Here is an 18,759-nt window from a genome sequence, read left to right on the forward strand (position 1 = left end):
GCCGGGCCACCAGGATTTTTCCGAAGATACCTATCGCGTGCTGACTGCCGTCGACTCTGCGCTGATGGTGATTGATGCCGCAAAGGGTGTCGAGGAACAGACCATCAAATTGCTGAATGTCTGCCGGATGCGGGCGACGCCCATCCTGACCTTCATGAACAAGATGGATCGTGAAACCCGCGATCCCCTTGAGTTGTTGGATGAGGTTGAATCGGTCCTGAAGATCCAGTGCGCACCGGTCACGTGGCCGATCGGCATGGGCAAGAATTTCCGTGGTGTGTATCACCTCCTGCGCGATGAAATCCTGCTGTTCAAGGCGGGAGAGGAGCGCGCCGACCAGGAGTTCGAAGTCATCAAGGGTATCGATAATCCACGCCTGACCGAGATGTTTCCGCTGGAGATCGAGCAACTGAAGATGGAAGTGGAGCTGGTGCATGGCGCCTCGCATCCATTCGACCTGGATGCTTTTCTCGCAGGTACCCAGACGCCGGTGTTCTTCGGTTCCGCCATCAACAATTTCGGCGTGCGCGAAATCCTCAATGCACTGCTCGACTGGGCACCGGCACCGCGCCATCGCGATGCAACGGTCAGGGCAGTGGAGCCGACCGAAGCGCCATTTTCCGGGTTCGTATTCAAGATACAGGCCAACATGGACCCTGCTCACCGCGACCGCATCGCGTTCCTGCGCGTGTGTTCCGGTCGGTTTGAGCGCGGCATGAAGATCAAGCATCTGCGCCTGAACCGGGAGATCAAGGTGTCCAGTGTGGTCACCTTCATGGCGTCCAGCCGCGAGCAGGTGGAAGAGGCCTATGCGGGCGACATCATCGGCCTGCCAAACCACGGCAACATGCAGATCGGCGACAGTTTTTCCGAAGGTGAACTGTTGCAGTTCACCGGCATTCCATACTTCGCTCCCGACTTCTTCCGCTCGGTGCGCATTCGTAATCCTCTGAAGATCAAGCAATTGCACAAGGGATTGCAGCAGCTGGGCGAGGAGGGCGCGGTCCAGGTATTCAAGCCGGTTCACAGCGGCGACCTCGTCCTCGGCGCCGTCGGCGTACTGCAGTTTGAAGTCGTCGCCAGCCGGCTGCTGAATGAATATGGCGTCGATGCGGTGTTCGAAGGAACCAGCATCAGCAGTGCACGCTGGATTTCCTGCGATGACAAGCGGACGCTCGCGGATTTTGAAAAGTCGTCGGCGGGAAGCAATATTGCCTATGATGCCGCAGGCAACATGGCGTATCTTGCAACCTCCGGCGTCAATCTGAAGCTCACCCAGGAACGCTGGCCGAAGCTGGTATTCCATGCTACGCGGGAACACGCCGCCAAGCTTGATTGAACTTGCCGATGAAGGAACCCAATCGGGTTCTTTCATCACAAACAACCTTTTTGTCCGGGCGTATAACATTTTTGTTTCATCGCCGCGCCGCGACATCGACAAGTCTCCATCCAGCCATTGGCATTTGATCTATGTCAAATGCCAACAGGGGCTGCATCCTATACTCACGCAACGGTTTTTTACCCCGGTTTTTCTTCCTCCAGCTCTGACGTTGCCGCAATTTTTTATGCAGGCAATCACGGAGTATCCCCATTTTCAAGCATTCAAGGAGTAACGATGTTGACAGCAACTTATTCCCTGATCGCCATTTCGAACGAACAGAATGCCATCCAGCGCGTTCTCCGCAAGGTTCAGCAAAGCATCCAGTCCCTTCGCAGGAATATGCAGCAGGTCGACCTGATCGCATTGAGGACGGTATTCGAACAAGTTACGCATTTCGATATGCTTTGCCATGCGCGCAAAGTAGAGCGCTACCTGATCCCGGCAATAAAAGCCGTAACGCATGCCGCCGACAGCCTGCTTGCCGAACTGGACCTGTTGAGCGCCTCCGGATCAAAGCTGCTGCGCTCGGCCGGCGATGTCATCGGACGACGATTTGTCGATCGGGATCAGTTGATAGAAACGCATGGCTCTCTGGATCTGTACTGCCAAAAGATGGCGATCCGGCTGAACAAGGAAGAGACCGAACTGTTTCCGCTTGCGCAGCGCGTGCTTTCGGTGGAAGAGTGGTTTGCGGTTGCCGAAAAATTTCTCTCCGACGATAAGCGGGCATTGACGCGCCAGAGTCGTACGCCGCATTACGTGGTTGCGCCGGCCGCAGCGAATCAATTCAGCATGCGGTGAGATAGTTCCGTCTTCAGTCGCTCTTGCCATTGTCTTAAATTCGCCGCCTGAGCGTCGGTCATTGGGGGCAACCGCCCCTTGCATAGTGCCGTAAATCTTGGCATGGTGTGGCCCATGAAATTCCTCAGGTCACGCATGCCCAAGATTCTCAAGTTCACCCGATTTTCCCTGCCGGACTTTGTCGTGGCGGCGGCGCCTACGGCGCTCGCGATTGCCGTGCTCTGCCTGCTGGCCTATTGGCTGGTCGATCCGGCCCCGCCTTCACGCGTCACCATGTCGACCGGGCAGGAGAATGGCGCTTATGAAACCTTCGGCAAGCGTTATGCTGCCGCCTTGGCAAGATTCGGTATCACCGTGTCTCTGCAGCCGTCCCTGGGCTCCCACGAAAATATGCAACGCCTGAAGGAGCCGAGTTCCATGGTTGACATTGCTTTCGTGCAGAGCGGATCGACAGAACATGCGGAGGCCGAACGCACCGGCCTGGTGTCGCTGGGCAGTCTGTTCACTGAACCGTTATGGCTGTTCTACCGTGGAAAAAAGGAGCTGGCGGAACTCAAGCAATTCAAGGGATTGAAAATCAATGTGGGTCCGGAAGGCACCGGTGTGCCGGGGTTGTTCAAAAACCTGTTGGCGGTGAATGGACTCGACCCGAAGGACCTGACGCTTGGCGCGCTGGAAAACACCCCGGCCACGGTCGAACTCCTGGAAGGGAGGATCGACGCCCTGGTATTCAGTTCCGCGCCCGATGCGGTATTGATTCAGATGCTGCTGCAAACGCCGGGAATCCGCCTGTTCGACTTTGCGCAGGCGGAAGCCTATACCCGTCGCTTTCCATTTCTTTCGCACGTCGTCCTGCCACGCGGGATTGTCGATCTCGGCCGCGACATGCCGCCGCGCGATTACCGGTTGATTGCGCCGACGGCGACGCTGGTGGCACGAGAGGATCTGCATCCTGCGCTGGTCGATCTGTTCGTGCAGTCGGCCTCGCAGATTCATGGCGGCGGGAGCTGGTTTAGCCGGAAGAACGAGTTTCCGAATGCCGATTACACCGAAATTCCCGTATCGCCGGTCGCGCAGAAGTTTTACAAGGACGGTCCGCCATTCCTGCAGCGCTACTTGCCATTCTGGCTGGCCAATTTCTTTGAGCGGATGTGGGTGCTGGTCGTGGCCTTCGGCGCACTGATCCTGCCGCTGTCGCGCATCGTTCCCCCGCTCTATGTTTGGAAGGTGCGTTCAAGGGTGTACCGATGGTATGGCCAGTTGCGGGCGGTCGAGCAGTCGATCGAGGATGTGCCCGCTGAAAAAAAGCCGCATGTCTATCCGGAACAGCTTGCGCGGCTGAATGATATCGAAGAACGCGTGAACCGTATCTCGATCCCGTTATCGTTTGCCGAAGAATTGTATGGGCTGCGCAGCCATATCAACTTTGTCCGCAAGCGGATTCTGTGGCTGATGAAATCGGAAGCGGCTTGATTCGCCGTTCAGGCGCCCGTCCAGGGCAGTCCTGCCTTGCACCAGCCACCCACGGTTTTCCTGTGACTCTCTCCATCCTTGTCGCCTTCGAAGCCCTCGAGAATGTCGAAGCAGTTGGCGTAGCCGTGCTCGGTCGCCAGCTTGGCGGCATGGCGGGAGCGGACCCCGGAACGGCATAGAAACAGCAGCACCTGGTCCTTGGACGCCGCCTGTTCCAGTTGAGGAAGGAAATCGGGATTGGGTTTGCCACCTGGGTAGAGGTTCCATTGGACAGCGACATGCTGGGCTTCCGGTACCGCGACGCGACCTACCCAATCGCGCTCCGCATCCGTACGAACATCCACGATTTTGATGTCAGGCTGCTGCTGCAGCAGGGAATAGGCTTCCTGAGGTGTGACCGCGCCCGCATAAGGGGTCTGGCCGCTTTGTCCACGTTGACGCGCAATAGCAAGAATTTCGGACGGTGTCATGGTGAATGTTATGAGGAAATAAACAATAAACGAAAATGTACAAAGATGGTGCAAAATTTGCCGCCGAAATACCGTGGTGCACAATAACGGTGCATCATCAGAGTTTTGCACCTAAATGGTGAGAATAAAACGGAATTCGGATTTGCTTAAAAGATTTTAATTGCACTCTATTGCCGCTATCTTGGCTGCATTATGACGGTGCATCCGATTTGTCTAAACGCAAGGAAGTGGCATGGAATCTGCTATCATCTGCCGCTGAGTTCTGACCGCAACTTGCTGGTGTTTCAATCCGTACCACCATACTACGTGCCCGGCGCGCTCACAACCGATTCGCAATATCACGCATTACATCAACGTACCACATCACTTTGCAAATTTTTAGGAGATTCGCATGGCAAAGACGGCCGCAGAGGTCTTGAAGATGGCGAAAGAAAACGAAGTCAAATTCGTTGATTTTCGCTTTGCTGACACCCGGGGCAAGGAGCAGCACGTAACCGTTCCTGTTTCCCAGTTCGGCATGGACAAGTTCGATTCCGGCCATGCGTTCGACGGCTCGTCGATCGCCGGCTGGAAGGGTATTGAAGCATCCGACATGCTGCTGATGCCCGACCCGAGCACGGCCAACATCGATCCCTTCATGGAAGAGACCACGATGTTCATGCAGTGCGACGTCATCGAACCTTCCGACGGCAAGGGCTATGACCGCGACCCTCGTTCCATCGCCAAGCGCGCTGAAGCCTACCTGAAGTCCTCCGGTCTGGGCGACACGGCCTACTTCGGTCCGGAACCCGAATTTTTCATCTTCGACAGCGTGCGCTGGAAGGTGGACATGTCCGGCTGCTTCGTGAAGATCGATTCCGAGGAAGCTTCCTGGACCACCGGCGAAAAGCTGGAAGGCGGCAACACCGGCCACCGTCCGACCGTCAAGGGCGGCTATTTCCCGGTACCCCCGGTCGACAGCTTCCAGGACATGCGTTCTGAAATGTCGCTGATCCTCGAAGCCATGGGCATCCCGGTCGAAGTGCATCACCACGAAGTCGCAGGCGCCGGCCAGAATGAGCTCGGCACCAAGTTCTCGACCCTGGTCGAGCGCGCCGACTGGACACAGAACATGAAGTATGTGATCTGGAATGTCGCGCATACCTACGGCAAGACCGCTACTTTCATGCCGAAGCCTATCGTTGGCGACAACGGTTCCGGCATGCACGTGCACCAGTCGGTCTGGAAAGACGGCCAGAACCTGTTCGCAGGCGACGGCTATGCCGGCCTGTCCGATTTCGCGCTCTTCTATATCGGCGGCATCATCAAGCATGCACGCGCGTTGAACGCGATCACCAATCCGGGCACCAACTCGTACAAGCGTCTGGTTCCTGGCTTCGAAGCGCCTGTCAAGCTGGCTTATTCGGCTCGCAACCGCTCGGCATCGATCCGTATCCCGCACGTCGCGAACCCGAAGGGCCGCCGTGTCGAGGCACGCTTCCCGGATCCGCTGATGAATCCGTATCTCGGTTTCGCAGCCCTGCTGATGGCAGGCCTGGACGGTGTCCAGAACAAGATCCATCCGGGCGAAGCAGCGTCGAAAGACCTGTATCACCTGCCGCCGGAAGAAGACGCGAAGATCCCGACCGTCTGCTCGTCGCTCGACCAGGCGCTCGAGTACCTCGACAAGGATCGTGAATTCCTGACCCGCGGCGGTGTTTTCAGCGACACCATGATCGACGCTTATATTGAACTGAAGATGCAGGAAGTTCAGCGCTTCCGCATGACAACGCATCCGATCGAATTCGATATGTACTACTCGCTGTAATCCGGAAACAGATCTGGCGTGAATCAGGAGCGGGGAGGCGAAAAGCCTTCCCGCTTTTTTATTGCGCCCGTCTATACGGCCCACTGTCTTTCAATAATGTGTTGCCTTGGAAGAAATTCTTGTGTTCATTGTTTGTGTTGCCCGGCCAGTTGTCCTAAACTGATAGGCGTCAAGCTAGTTTCTTTGAAGAAAGATTATGAAATCACAACTTTTTGCGATGTTGGCGCTTGCGGCGGCAGTAAGCGGCGCGCATGCCCAAACGGATGTGTTCCTATGCGTCGACGGCACTGGCAAGAAGGAATACAAGAATACCGGCGAGACCAAAGGCTGCAAGAAAATCGACCTTCCCAGCCTGACCATGGTCCCGGCCGCACCTGTTCCCAAGAAAGCCGTCGTGCAGACCGCTGCCGTCAAGACGACATCGGCATCCACCCCGTCCGATTTCCCCAAGGTGGATTCGGATACTCAAAAAGCCCGCGACAGCGACCGTAAGCAGATCCTCATGGATGAAGTGAAGACCGAGGAACAGAAGCTTGCGAACCTGAAAAAGGAGTTCAACAACGGTGAACCGGAGCGCCGTGGCGACGAGCGCAATTATGCAAAATACCAGGAGCGCGTCGGCCTGCTGAAAGACGATATCGGGCGTACCGAAAAAAATATCGAGGCGCTGAAACGGGAGCTGGCCAACATCAAGTAAAGTGGTACAGCGCTTGCTTGAATAAGGCCGCGTCATGCGGCCTTTACTTTTTCCATACCTGTGAAAACAACACTTCCTTCGCTCGACGGCCTCGACCTGCTTTCGTCCGCCGTCATCATTCTCGATGCAGCCAGCCGGGTTACTTATGCCAACGCTGCTGCCGAACACCTGCTGGAAACGTCCTACAAGGCGCTCGTCAAGCGCAAGCTCGATGAGTTGTTCCTGAACGGCGAGAACCTGGCGGAAGTGTTCAATGAAGCGGTGCGCCATGAATTCGCCGACAAGCGTCTCGATCTCACGCTCGAACGTGCCGGCCGCGAGCCGCTGCAGGTACACGTCGTGGTCGCCGCGCTCGACAGCAGGGAAACACCGGTACTCATCGAGCTGCGCGAAAATGTACAGCAGCTGAAGCTTGATCGCGAGGAACGTCTTCTCGATCAGAGCCAGGCGAACAAAGAGCTGATCCGCAACCTGGCGCATGAAATCAAGAACCCGCTCGGCGGCATTCGCGGCGCGGCGCAACTGCTGGAGCTGGAGCTGCCCGAGCGTCATCTGAAAGAGCTGCGTGAATACACGCAGGTCATCATCAAGGAAGCGGATCGCCTGCAAACCCTGGTTGACCGCCTGCTCGCGCCGCACCGGCGGCCGCATATCGTCGGCGACGTCAACATCCACGAAGTTTGCGAGCGGGTGCGCAGCCTGATGGTGGCTGAATTCCCCAATGGCCTTACGATCAAGAGGGATTACGATTTGTCAGTGCCCGAATTCCGTGGCGACAAGGAGCAACTGATCCAGGCTGTGCTCAACATTGCGCACAATGCTGCGCAGGCCTTATCCGAACGCATTGAGAATGGCGATGCGATGCTCACGCTTCGCACGCGCATTGCGCGGCAAGTGACGCTCGCAAAAGTGCGTTACAGGCTGGCATTAGACTTGCATATCATTGATAACGGACCGGGCATCCCGGCCGAGATTCAAGACCGCGTTTTCTATCCGCTCGTATCGGGGCGCGACGGCGGAAGCGGACTCGGACTGACGCTTGCGCAAACCTTCGTGCAACAGCACATGGGCGTGATCGAATGCGAGAGCCGTCCGGGATGCACCGATTTCAGGATCTTGATTCCGCTGCCTTGAACAACGAGGCGGTAACCATCGGAGCGAACGAGTACATACATGAAACCAATCTGGATTGTTGACGACGATGAATCGATTCGCTGGGTACTCGAAAAAGCGCTGGCGCGCGAAAACCTCGCCACCAGGAGCTTCTCGAATGCACGCGAAGCGATAGACGCGCTCCAAAATAGTACGCCGCAGGTCCTTGTCTCCGATATACGAATGCCCGGTGAATCGGGCCTGGAACTGCTGCAGGCGGTGAAGGCGAAACATCCCGGCCTGCCGGTCATCATCATCACTGCATTTTCCGATCTTGACTCCGCTGTTGCGGCCTTCCAGGGCGGCGCATTCGAATATCTCGCCAAGCCCTTCGACGTTGACAAGGCGGTGGAACTGATCCGCCGCGCGCTTGACGAAAGTCTGCGCGAAGCCGACGTCGAGCAGGTATCGGCAGAGACGCCGGAGATTCTGGGGCAGGCGCCCGCGATGCAGGATGTGTTCCGTGCAATCGGCCGCCTCTCGCAGTCGAACGTGACCGTTCTTATCACAGGCGAATCCGGCAGCGGCAAGGAACTGGTCGCGCGCGCATTGCACAAGCATAGCCCGCGCGCCACGCAGCCCTACATCGCATTGAACACCGCGGCGATCCCGAAAGACTTGCTTGAATCCGAACTGTTCGGCCACGAGCGCGGCGCGTTCACTGGCGCGCAGGCGACGCGGCGCGGCCGCTTCGAGCAGGCGGAAAACGGCACCCTGTTCCTCGACGAGATCGGCGACATGCCGTTCGACCTGCAGACCCGCCTGCTGCGGGTGCTGTCCGATGGCCATTTCTACCGGGTCGGCGGACACCAGCCGTTGAAGGCAAATGTGCGGGTCATTGCCGCCACCCACCAGAACCTGGAGCACCGGGTGCGGGAAGGACTGTTCCGCGAAGACCTGTATCACCGTCTGAACGTGATCCGGCTACGGCTGCCGAGCCTGCGCGAACGGCGCGAAGACATTCCGCTGCTGACGCGTCACTTCCTTGCGCAAAGCGCCAAGCAGCTCGGGGTGGAAGCCAAGCGCATGTCCGACGCGGCGATGCAGTTCCTTTCCAGCCTGGATTTGCCGGGCAACGTGCGGCAACTCGAAAACCTCTGCAACTGGATTACCGTCATGGCGCCCGGGCAGACGGTGGAAGTGAAGGACCTGCCTCAGGATCTGACGCACGGTAAGGAAAGCATGCCGTCGATGTCAGCTTCGTCGGGCGCTGCACAGGCGACATCGTTTTCAGCCATGCCGGAAGCGCCGCCGATGGCGGGTACGGCCGGCGGCTTGCTGCCGGCGTCCCCGGTTCCGGCTTCCGGCATGAACGGCAGCGGCGAGCACAAGCCGAGCTGGATCAGCCTTCTGGAATCGGAGGCGGCGCAACTGCTGTCGGCCGGGCAGCCGGAAGTGATGGATGCACTCGGACGCCAGTTCGAATCCGCTCTGATCAAGACGGCGCTCAAGCACACCCATGGCCGCAAGAACGATGCAGCCGTCCGCCTTGGCATCGGCCGCAACACGATCACGCGGAAAATCCATGAACTCGGCATCGATGGCGCCAGCGACGATGCATGAGGATCATGCCGGCATGCACGCGTCGTTAGTCACCTAAACAAGCATCGCTCCTTTTTTGCGCCCGTCCGGATGCATTCCGGCCGGGCGGTTCTGCTTTCTGCCCGTACCGGACATAAAGTTTTACCCAGCGCAATGTGGCCGTTTCGCAGGCGCGTACGATCGGAAAATCGGTTTCCATCGCCTGCGCACCGAAAAACCACCAATGAGGTAAAGACTTGCAGGATCGTCCGCTCCGCCTGAAACATCATGTGAACTACCTGCACATCGGCATCGCCGTCGCCTTGACGCTTGTGCTGACACTGCTTGCGGCAAATCTCACAGAAGGCGAAAAGCATATCGAAAGCGAGGTGACAAGCCTCTATACCGTGCGTGATCCGCAATATCTGCGCTCGATGGGTGTGCTGCTCGGGCCGACGATCATCGAGGGAAACCACGTCGAGCATCTCGAGAACGGCGACCGGATATTTCCGGCGATGCTCGACGCCATTCGCTCCGCCAAGAAGACGATCACGTTCGAGACCTACATCTACTGGTCGGGCGAGATCGGCCAGACGTTTGCAGAGGCCTTGCAGGAGCGGGCGAAAGCGGGCGTGAAGGTGCATGTGCTGCTCGACTGGGTCGGCAGCGCCAAGATCGACCAGGCATTGATCGATGCGCTGGAGAATGCCGGCGTCGAAGTCGAGCGATATCACAAGCCGTCATGGACGCATCTCACCCGCATGAACAACCGCACCCATCGCAAGCTGCTGGTCATCGACGGGCAGGTGGGTTTCACGGGCGGTGTCGGCATCGCGGACCAGTGGACCGGCAATGCGCAGGACAGCGCGCACTGGCGCGACTCGCATTTCCGGATCGAAGGTCCTGCCGCGCTCCAGCTTCAGGCGGTGTTCATGGATAACTGGATGAAGGCGACAGGCAGGGTGGTGCATTCGGCCGATTATTTTCCGAAAACCCCGGATGGCGGGAAGATGCCGGCCCAGATGTTCAGCAGTTCGCCCACCGGCGGCAGCGAGAGCATGCATCTCATGTACCTGCTGTCGATCGCGTCGGCGGGGCAGAGCATACTGCTGTCAAATTCCTATTTCGTGCCGGACGAATTGGCGATCAGGGCGCTGACGGCAGCGGCAAGGCGCGGGGTAAAGGTGAAAATCATCCTGCCGGGCGAACACATCGATACCGGGATCGTACGGCGCGCATCGCGGGCGCGCTGGGGAGAGCTGCTGGAAGCCGGCGTCGAGATTCACGAATACCAGCACACCATGTTTCATTGCAAGATCATGATCGTCGACGGTTTCCTGGTATCGACCGGATCGACGAATTTCGACAACCGTTCCTTCCGCCTGAACGATGAAGCGAACTTAAACATCTACGACAACGGCTTCGCGGAAGAGATGACGCGCGTCTTCGAGAACGATCTGGCGCGCAGCAGGCGCATTACGCTGGAGATGTGGCGGGCGCGGCCATGGACCGAAAAACTTCTAGAGCAGTCGATGTCGCTGATCGGGCAGCAGCTCTAGCGGGAGCTTGAGTAACGCGGCAGCCGGTCAATTCAGGTATTGCGCCGCGGATAACCTTCGGCGGTAATGCGAACCCACACTTTTTCCTTTTCCTCATCGGTCATGAACACCCAGTTCGCGACCTCGGCGACCGTGCGTCCGCACCCGCGGCATACATCATCGAAGGTGGTGGAGCAGACGGCGACGCAGGGCGTGTCGGGGCGGGATGCTTCGGAATTTTGCATAATGACGGCCTTAAAACGACCATGATAGGGGAAAACGATGTATCGGCTCTACTACAATCCGGGCAGTGCGAATCTCGCACCACACATGTTGCTGAAAGAACTAGGCGTTCTCCATGAACTGGTGCTCGTCGATCAGCCTGGCGGCGGACATCTGCAGCCCGAATACCTGAAGCTCAACCCGAATGGCCGCATACCCACGCTGATTGATGGCGATCTGGTGTTGTACGAAACGGCCGCCATCTGCCTCCACCTGGTCGATCGTCATCCCGAGGCCGGCTTTGCACCGGCGGTCGGCACGAATGAACGTGCCGAATTCTACAAATGGATGTTCTACCTGGCCAATACATTGCATGCCGAGCTGATCACCTATTTCTATCCGCACCGGCTTGCCGACGATGGTGCGGCGACCGCGCAGGTGAAGGCGCATGCGGAGGCGCGGGTGGGTGTGATGCTTGATCTGATCGAAGAGCACCTGGCGAAGCGGGTCGGCGGTTATCTGCTTGGCGAACGCTTTAGCGCGGCTGATCCGTATCTGTTCATGCTCTCGCGGTGGACCCGCATGATGGGCAATCCGGCACGCAACCGGGCGCATTTGTCACGGTTCCAGCAGACGATGCTGGCGCGGCCTGCGGTGAAGGCGGCGTTTGATGCGGAGGGGTTGGGGGAGCCGTTTGTTTGAGCAGGGTCGATTCGAAGTGCGAGATCGCACTATAGACGGCAGGTGATGCTAGACGGCAGGTGATGCATGAGACTACCATTGAGCGAGAGTCCGGCGGGTTCCCTCCTCCTGCCATGGGAGGGTGGGGGAGTGAGGTAGAACTGCCGCATCCAATTGCTCGATCTCACTACCCCCATCCTAACCTTCCCCCTGGTAGGGGGAAGGGACTTTCCGGAGACACTTGATACTGAGCCGGGTTTCTTAATCGTCCCATTCACCCCTTCAACTTCCTCCACAACGTCGTGCGGCTGATGCCGAGGTGTTTCGCAGCCGCCTCCCGGTTGCCGTTGAATCGTGCCAGCACCTCTTCAATATCCGGCGGCGCTTTTTCTACCGCCGGCTGTGCCGCGACCCTGGGAACGCCGCCAAGTTCCGGGGCAATCCTCGCAATGAACCCCGGCGTCAACGCCTGCAAAGGCTCCGCCGCCAGAAACAGCGCCGCCCGTTCCATCAGGTTCCGCAGCTCCCTTACATTCCCGGGCCACGCATACGAAGCCAGCAGCGGCGCACATGCGACCAGTTCCGCATGCAGGTTGGCATGCGGCCGCGCACCGAGTGCCGCCAGCGCATTCTTGAGGCTCCACTCGGCGAGGATGGCTAGGTCCTCGCTGCGTTCCCGCAGCGGCGGCAGCGTGACGCGCAGCACCGCAAGGCGGTAAAACAGGTCGCGGCGAAACCGGCCGTCGCGCACCCGTTCATCGAGATCGCAGTGGGTGGCGCTGATGATGCGTGCATGCACCGGAATGGGGCGCGTGCCGCCGACACGCACCACTTCGCGCTCTTCCAGCACCCGGAGCAGGCGGGTCTGCAATGCAAGGGGCATCTCGCCGATTTCGTCGAGAAACAGCGTGCCGCGATGGGCGGCTTCGAACAGCCCGGCATGGCCGCCCCGGCGTGAGCCGGTGAAGGCGCCTTCCTCATAGCCGAACAATTCCGATTCCAGCAGCGATTCCGCCACCGCGCCGCAATTGATGGCGACGAACGGATGGCGCGCACGGGCGCTTTCCCGGTGGATCGCCTGGGCGGCAAGTTCCTTGCCGGTGCCGGTCTCACCCTGGATCAAGACGCTGGCCGGCGACTTGGCGAACAGGGTGATCGACTGCCGTACCGCCTCCATCGCCGCGGAGTCGCCGCGCAGGTCGTTCACGCCGTGCTTGGCGCGCAATGTATCGCCGGCCCGCGGTCGTCCCGAGCCGGTTTCCAGGCGGGTGAAGCGGGCAATCTCCAGCGCATCGTCGAAGGCCTGCCGTATCGATGCGGCGGAATAGACGAATACCCCGGCCAGTCCCGCTTCCTCGGCGAGATCGGTGACCAGGCCTGCGCCAACCACTACCTTGATGCCGGCCGCCTTGAGTTCGTTGATCTGCGCGCGCGCATCCTCTTCGGTGACGTAGGTCCGCTGGACGGTTTTCAGGCCGAAGGCAGCCTGGAATTCGGCGAGTTCCGGCATGGTTTCCTGGTAGCTCACCAGGCCGATTTCCGGGCTGATCTTGCGGGCGCGTGCAAGTGCCTGCATCACATCGAAGCCGCTTGCCTTGGCGATCACTACCGGCAGCGACAGGCGGCTCTTCAGGTAGGCCGCGTTCGACCCGGCGGCGATGACCGCATCGCAGTGCTCAGTGGCAAGCCGTTCGCGGATATGGCGCACTGCATCCTCGAAGCCGAGGTGGATGGGTTCGATCAGCGCCCGGTCGTCGAATTCGAGAGTGATATCGCGGAACAGGTCAGACAGGCGGGAAATCGAGACAGTCCAGAAGCTCGGCTTGTCGGCGGGGTCGGTATGGGGATGGGGAGGACGGCGCATGTTTCAAAATTGTTTCATTTATGTTTCATTGCGTTGAATGTAACACACCATGAAACGTTTGCTCTTGCGTAGAGCATTTGAATATTTCAAGATGGATCGACACTAAAGTGCAAGTCATTGATTTTTATAGACCGCGCCGAGGCGCTTGCAGATGACGTCTTAAAAAGCTTCAATGGCACGCCGATTGCAATAAGGAATCTGCCCGCAACATTGAAACATCCGTAATTAAGGAATCTACATGCCTCTCCTATCCCCAGGTGCCGCGTTCCGGCAAGCCGTCAAGGAAGAATCCCCATTGCAGGTCGTCGGCGCCATCAACGCCAATCACGCCTTGCTCGCCAAACGCGCCGGTTTCAAGGCGATCTATCTTTCCGGAGGCGGTGTCGCAGCCGGGTCGCTAGGCCTGCCCGACCTGGGCATTTCCAACCTGGATGATGTGCTCACCGACGTGCGCCGCATCACCGATGTCTGCGACCTGCCGCTGCTGGTGGATGTGGACACCGGATTCGGCTCCTCGGCATTCAATGTCGCCCGCACCGTGAAGTCGATGATCAAGTTCGGTGCCGCCGCAATGCACATCGAAGACCAGGTCGGCGCCAAGCGCTGCGGCCACCGGCCCAACAAGGAAATCGTCAGCAAGCAGGAAATGGTCGACCGCATCAAGGCGGCGGTCGACGCCCGCACCGACGAGAATTTCGTCATCATGGCACGTACCGACGCCCTCGCGGTGGAAGGCATCGATGCCGCACTGGACCGTGCGATTGCCTGCGTCGAAGCCGGCGCGGACATGGTATTCCCGGAAGCGATCACGCAGCTGGAGATGTACAAGACCTTCGCCGATGCGGTGAAAGTGCCGGTGCTGGCCAACATTACCGAGTTCGGTGCCACGCCCTTGTACACCGTCGATCAGCTGAAGAGCGTGAACGTCGGGCTGGTGCTATACCCGCTGTCGGCGTTCCGTGCAATGAACAAGGCGGCCGAAAACGTCTATACCGCGATCCGCCGCGACGGCACCCAGCAAAGCGTGGTCGACACCATGCAGACCCGCATGGAACTGTACGAGCGCATCAACTATCACGATTTCGAGCAAAAGCTGGACGCGCTGTTTGCCCAGCAAAAAGCCAAATAATTGCTATCACCCTTGGAGACAATATGAGCGAGCAACAAGCTGCTGGTCCGAAACCAAAGAAATCCGTCGCCCTGTCCGGCGTTACCGCGGGCAATACCGCACTCTGCACGGTGGGTCGTACCGGCAATGACCTGCATTACCGCGGCTACGACATCCTCGATGTGGCCGACACCTGCGAGTTCGAGGAAATCGCCTACCTGCTGGTGCACGGCAAGTTGCCCAACAGCGGCGAGCTGAAAGGCTACAAGGCCAAGCTGAAGATGCTGCGCGGCCTGCCCGCGAACGTGAAGGCGGTGCTGGAATGCCTGCCCGCCGCATCGCACCCGATGGACGTGATGCGCACCGGCGTATCGGCACTCGGATGCGCACTGCCGGAGAAGGACGACCACAACATCCCGGGCGCGCGCGACATCGCCGACAAGCTGATGGCCTCGCTCGGTTCGATGCTGCTGTACTGGTATCACTTCAGCCATAACGGCCGCCGCATCGAGGTCGAGACTGACGACGATTCGATCGGCGCGCATTTCCTGCACCTGCTGCACGGTAAGGCGCCGTCGGCGGCATGGGAGAAAGCAATGCATACTTCGCTGATCCTGTATGCCGAGCATGAATTCAATGCGTCCACTTTTGCCTGTCGCGTGGTCGCCGGCACCGGCTCCGACATGTATTCCGCCATCACCGGCGGCATCGGTGCGCTGCGCGGTCCGAAACACGGCGGCGCCAATGAAGTCGCCTTCGAGATCCAGAAGCGCTACGACAATCCGGACGAAGCGGAAGCGGATATCCGCCGCCGCGTCGAGAACAAGGAAGTCATCATCGGCTTCGGCCATCCGGTCTACACTGTCTCCGATCCGCGCAACAAGGTGATCAAGGAAGTCGCCCGCGACCTGTCGGCGCTGGCCGGTTCCACCAAGATGTTCGATATCGCTGAGCGCCTGGAAACGGTCATGTGGGACGTGAAAAAAATGTTCCCGAACCTCGACTGGTTTTCGGCGGTGTCGTACCACATGATGGGCGTGCCGACCGCGATGTTCACGCCGCTGTTCGTCATTTCGCGCACGTCCGGCTGGGCCGCGCACATCATCGAGCAGCGCATCGACAACAAGATCATCCGGCCGAGCGCGAATTATGTCGGGCCGGAGGATCTGAAATTCGTACCGCTGAAGGAACGCAAGTAAGTTCAACGCATTCTCAGCCGTCATTCCCGCAAAGGCGGGAATCCAGTAGCGCTCTGGGATTGTCAGCCAGGGCGTCCCCTGGATCCCCGCCTTCGCGGGAATGACATGGAAGGCAGTTTCTCTCTATTTCCTCACCGAGCCATGAACACCGCATACCGCAAAAATCTACCCGGCACCACGCTGGATTACTACGACACCCGTGCAGCGGTCGACGCGATCAAGCCCGGCGCCTACGACACGCTCCCATACACATCACGCGTGCTCGCCGAAAACCTGGTGCGCCGCTGCGACCCGGCCACGCTGACCGATTCGCTCACCCAGATCATCGAGCGCAAGCGCGAACTGGATTTCCCCTGGTTCCCGGCGCGGGTGGTGTGTCATGACATCCTCGGGCAGACCGCGCTGGTCGACCTCGCCGGCCTGCGAGACGCCATTGCCTCCCAAGGCGGAGACCCCGCCATGGTGAATCCAGTAGTGCCGACACAGCTCGTCGTCGATCATTCGCTCGCCGTGGAGTGCGGCGGGTTCGATCCGGATGCCTTCGAGAAGAACCGCGCCATCGAAGATCGCCGCAATGAAGACCGCTTCGATTTCATCAACTGGACCAAGAAGGCGTTCAAGAACGTTGACGTGATCCCGCCGGGGAACGGCATCCTGCACCAGATCAACCTCGAGCGCATGTCGCCCGTGGTGCAGGTAAAGGACGGCGTGGCCTTCCCGGATACGCTGGTCGGCACCGATTCGCATACCCCGATGGTGGACGCCCTCGGCGTGATCGCCGTCGGCGTCGGCGGCCTGGAAGCCGAAACCGTGATGCTCGGTCGCGCCTCATGGATGCGCCTGCCTGACATCATCGGCGTGGAGCTGGTCGGCAAGCCGCAGCCGGGCATCACGGCGACCGACGTCGTGCTGGCGCTGACGGAGTTCCTGCGCAAGCAGAAGGTGGTTTCTTCCTACCTGGAATTCTTCGGCGAAGGCGCTTCCGCACTGACCCTGGGCGACCGCGCGACGATTTCCAACATGGCGCCCGAGTTCGGCGCCACCGCCGCGATGTTCTACATCGACGAGCAGACCATCAAATACCTGAGGCTGACCGGCCGCGAGGATGAACTCGTCAAGCTGGTGGAAACCTATGCGAAGGAAACCGGCCTCTGGGCCGACAGCCTGAAGAACGCGGAGTACGAACGGACTCTGCGATTCGATCTGTCGACGGTCGTGCGCAACATCGCCGGACCCAGCAATCCGCACAACCGCGTGCCAACGTCCGAGCTGGCTGCGCGCGGCATCAGCGGCAAGGTCGAAAACGAACCTGGCTTGATGCCGGACGGCGCCGTGATCATCGCCGCCATCACCAGTTGCACCAACACCAATAACCCACGCAACATGATCGCCGCCGGCCTGCTCGCCCGCAACGCCAACAAGCTGGGCCTCAAGCGCAAGCCGTGGGTGAAGAGCTCACTTGCGCCGGGATCGAAAACGGTTGCCTTGTACCTGGAGGAGGCGAAACTGATGCCGGAACTGGAGCAGCTCGGCTTCGGCGTCGTGGCGTTCGCCTGCACCACCTGCAACGGCATGAGCGGCGCGCTCGACCCGGTGATCCAGAAGGAAGTGGTAGAGCGCGATCTGTACGCCACCGCCGTTCTCTCCGGCAACCGCAATTTCGACGGCCGTATTCATCCGTATGCGAAGCAGGCATTCCTCGCCTCGCCGCCGCTGGTGGTGGCCTACGCAATTGCCGGCACCATCCGTTTCGATATCGAGAAGGATGTGCTCGGCACCGGCGCCGACGGCAAGCCGATCCGCCTCGCCGACATCTGGCCGAGCGACGAGGAAATCGATGCGGTTATCACCGCCAGCGTGAAGCCGGAACAGTTCCGCAAGGTCTATGAACCGATGTTCAAGATCAGCGTGGACACCAGGGAGAAGGTCAGCCCGCTGTACGACTGGCGGCCGCAGAGCACCTACATCCGCCGCCCGCCTTACTGGGACAAGGAAGGGCAGGGTGCGCTCGCCGCACATCCGCGCCTGCTGAAAGGCATGCGCCCGCTGGCTGTGCTGGGTGACAACATCACCACCGACCACTTGTCGCCGTCCAACGCCATCATGATGAACAGCGCGGCCGGCGAATACCTGGCGAAAATGGGCCTGCCGGAGGAGGACTTCAACTCTTATGCGACCCATCGCGGCGATCACCTTACGGCGCAGCGCGCGACGTTTGCCAACCCGACGTTGAAGAACGAGATGGTGGTGGTGGACGGCAAGGTGAAGGCCGGCTCGCTGGCCCGCATCGAACCGGACGGCAAGATCGTCCGCATGTGGGAAGCCATCGAAACCTACATGGAACGCAAGCAGCCGCTGATCGTGATCGCGGGCGCCGACTACGGCCAAGGCTCGTCGCGCGACTGGGCAGCAAAAGGAGTACGTTTGGCAGGCGTCGAGGCCATCGTGGCCGAAGGATTCGAGCGCATCCACCGTACCAACCTGGTCGGCATGGGCGTGCTGCCGCTGGAGTTCAAGCCGGGCGTCAACCGCCTGACGCTGGGCATCGACGGCACCGAAACCTTCGACGTGATCGGTGAACGCACGCCAAGGGCGACACTGACGCTGGTCATTCACCGCAAGAACGGCGAAGAGCTGGGCGTGCCGGTGACGTGCCGGCTGGATACGGCGGAGGAAGTGTCGATTTATGAAGCGGGCGGCGTGCTGCAGCGGTTCGCGCAGGACTTCCTGGCGTCGGCTGAAAAGGCGGTTGCGTAAAGGCCGATGAAGCCGGGTTTCGCAACGCATGCGTTGCGCTGGCCGAATCGGAGCCGCCTGCCAGCGGCGATGTGGATGAGAGCGGGGT

16 protein-coding genes are annotated in these 18,759 nt (G+C 59.5%); 13 read left to right on the forward strand and 3 right to left on the reverse strand.

The window, feature by feature from the left end:
* The 4 genes from VGU61_RS02380 to VGU61_RS02395 all read left to right on the forward strand — a co-directional run.
* A partial coding sequence (locus tag VGU61_RS02380; RefSeq protein ID WP_326857498.1) for a peptide chain release factor 3 occupies positions 1–1,339 on the forward strand: 1,339 nt, incomplete at its 5' end.
* A complete protein-coding gene (locus VGU61_RS02385) occupies positions 1,332–1,613 on the forward strand; it encodes a hypothetical protein (protein ID WP_326857499.1) in 282 nt (93 codons plus the stop codon). The genes VGU61_RS02380 and VGU61_RS02385, both read left to right, overlap by 8 nt.
* Positions 1,614–1,615: 2 nt before the next feature.
* A complete protein-coding gene (locus VGU61_RS02390) occupies positions 1,616–2,182 on the forward strand; it encodes a hypothetical protein (RefSeq protein WP_326857500.1) in 567 nt (188 codons plus the stop codon).
* A gap of 135 nt (positions 2,183–2,317) precedes the next feature.
* Positions 2,318–3,655 (forward strand): TAXI family TRAP transporter solute-binding subunit, encoded by a 1,338-nt coding sequence (locus tag VGU61_RS02395; RefSeq protein ID WP_326857501.1) that lies wholly within the window; start codon positions 2,318–2,320, stop codon positions 3,653–3,655.
* Positions 3,656–3,663: 8 nt separating this feature from the next.
* On the opposite strand, the gene VGU61_RS02400 is transcribed toward VGU61_RS02395, so the two are convergent.
* Complete coding sequence (locus VGU61_RS02400) at positions 3,664–4,125, reverse strand: rhodanese-like domain-containing protein (protein WP_326857502.1); 462 nt, start codon at positions 4,123–4,125, stop codon at positions 3,664–3,666.
* Between the two features lie 391 nt (positions 4,126–4,516).
* On the opposite strand from VGU61_RS02400, the gene glnA reads away from it, so the two are divergent.
* The 5 genes from glnA to cls all read left to right on the forward strand — a co-directional run bounded on the left by glnA (position 4,517) and on the right by cls (position 10,861).
* Complete coding sequence (gene glnA, locus VGU61_RS02405) at positions 4,517–5,932, forward strand: type I glutamate--ammonia ligase (RefSeq protein ID WP_326857503.1); 1,416 nt, start codon at positions 4,517–4,519, stop codon at positions 5,930–5,932.
* 196 nt (positions 5,933–6,128) lie between these two features.
* Positions 6,129–6,629, forward strand: coding sequence for a DUF4124 domain-containing protein (locus tag VGU61_RS02410; RefSeq protein ID WP_326857504.1), 501 nt, complete (start codon positions 6,129–6,131; stop codon positions 6,627–6,629).
* Between the two features lie 60 nt (positions 6,630–6,689).
* Positions 6,690–7,763 (forward strand): nitrogen regulation protein NR(II), encoded by a 1,074-nt coding sequence (gene glnL, locus VGU61_RS02415; RefSeq protein ID WP_326857505.1) that lies wholly within the window; start codon positions 6,690–6,692, stop codon positions 7,761–7,763.
* Positions 7,764–7,802: 39 nt separating this feature from the next.
* Entirely contained in the window at positions 7,803–9,344 is a 1,542-nt protein-coding gene (gene ntrC, locus VGU61_RS02420; protein WP_326857506.1) for a nitrogen regulation protein NR(I), read from the forward strand.
* A gap of 215 nt (positions 9,345–9,559) precedes the next feature.
* The gene (gene cls, locus VGU61_RS02425) at positions 9,560–10,861 is read left to right on the forward strand and encodes a cardiolipin synthase (protein WP_414691584.1); all 1,302 of its coding nucleotides are present in this window, start codon (positions 9,560–9,562) and stop codon (positions 10,859–10,861) included.
* Between the two features lie 32 nt (positions 10,862–10,893).
* On the opposite strand, the gene VGU61_RS02430 is transcribed toward cls, so the two are convergent.
* Complete coding sequence (locus VGU61_RS02430; protein ID WP_326857507.1) at positions 10,894–11,085, reverse strand: DUF1289 domain-containing protein; 192 nt, start codon at positions 11,083–11,085, stop codon at positions 10,894–10,896.
* A gap of 37 nt (positions 11,086–11,122) precedes the next feature.
* On the opposite strand from VGU61_RS02430, the gene VGU61_RS02435 reads away from it, so the two are divergent.
* Positions 11,123–11,764: a glutathione S-transferase family protein gene (locus VGU61_RS02435; RefSeq protein WP_326857508.1), complete on the forward strand. Its 642-nt coding sequence runs from the start codon at positions 11,123–11,125 to the stop codon at positions 11,762–11,764.
* 253 nt (positions 11,765–12,017) lie between these two features.
* Here VGU61_RS02435 and prpR read toward each other — a convergent pair whose 3' ends face one another.
* The gene (gene prpR / locus VGU61_RS02440; RefSeq protein ID WP_326857509.1) at positions 12,018–13,607 is read right to left on the reverse strand and encodes a propionate catabolism operon regulatory protein PrpR; all 1,590 of its coding nucleotides are present in this window, start codon (positions 13,605–13,607) and stop codon (positions 12,018–12,020) included.
* 238 nt (positions 13,608–13,845) lie between these two features.
* On the opposite strand from prpR, the gene prpB reads away from it, so the two are divergent.
* The 3 genes from prpB to acnD all read left to right on the forward strand — a co-directional run bounded on the left by prpB (position 13,846) and on the right by acnD (position 18,671).
* The gene (prpB, locus tag VGU61_RS02445; RefSeq protein WP_326857510.1) at positions 13,846–14,736 is read left to right on the forward strand and encodes a methylisocitrate lyase; all 891 of its coding nucleotides are present in this window, start codon (positions 13,846–13,848) and stop codon (positions 14,734–14,736) included.
* A gap of 23 nt (positions 14,737–14,759) precedes the next feature.
* Positions 14,760–15,914 (forward strand): bifunctional 2-methylcitrate synthase/citrate synthase, encoded by a 1,155-nt coding sequence (gene prpC / locus VGU61_RS02450; protein WP_326857511.1) that lies wholly within the window; start codon positions 14,760–14,762, stop codon positions 15,912–15,914.
* A gap of 141 nt (positions 15,915–16,055) precedes the next feature.
* Positions 16,056–18,671 (forward strand): Fe/S-dependent 2-methylisocitrate dehydratase AcnD, encoded by a 2,616-nt coding sequence (gene acnD / locus VGU61_RS02455; protein WP_326857512.1) that lies wholly within the window; start codon positions 16,056–16,058, stop codon positions 18,669–18,671.
* Positions 18,672–18,759: the final 88 nt, after the last annotated feature.

Source organism: Noviherbaspirillum sp., assembly GCF_035944575.1.
In the GTDB taxonomy this organism is placed as follows: Bacteria; Pseudomonadota; Gammaproteobacteria; order Burkholderiales; family Burkholderiaceae_D; genus Noviherbaspirillum.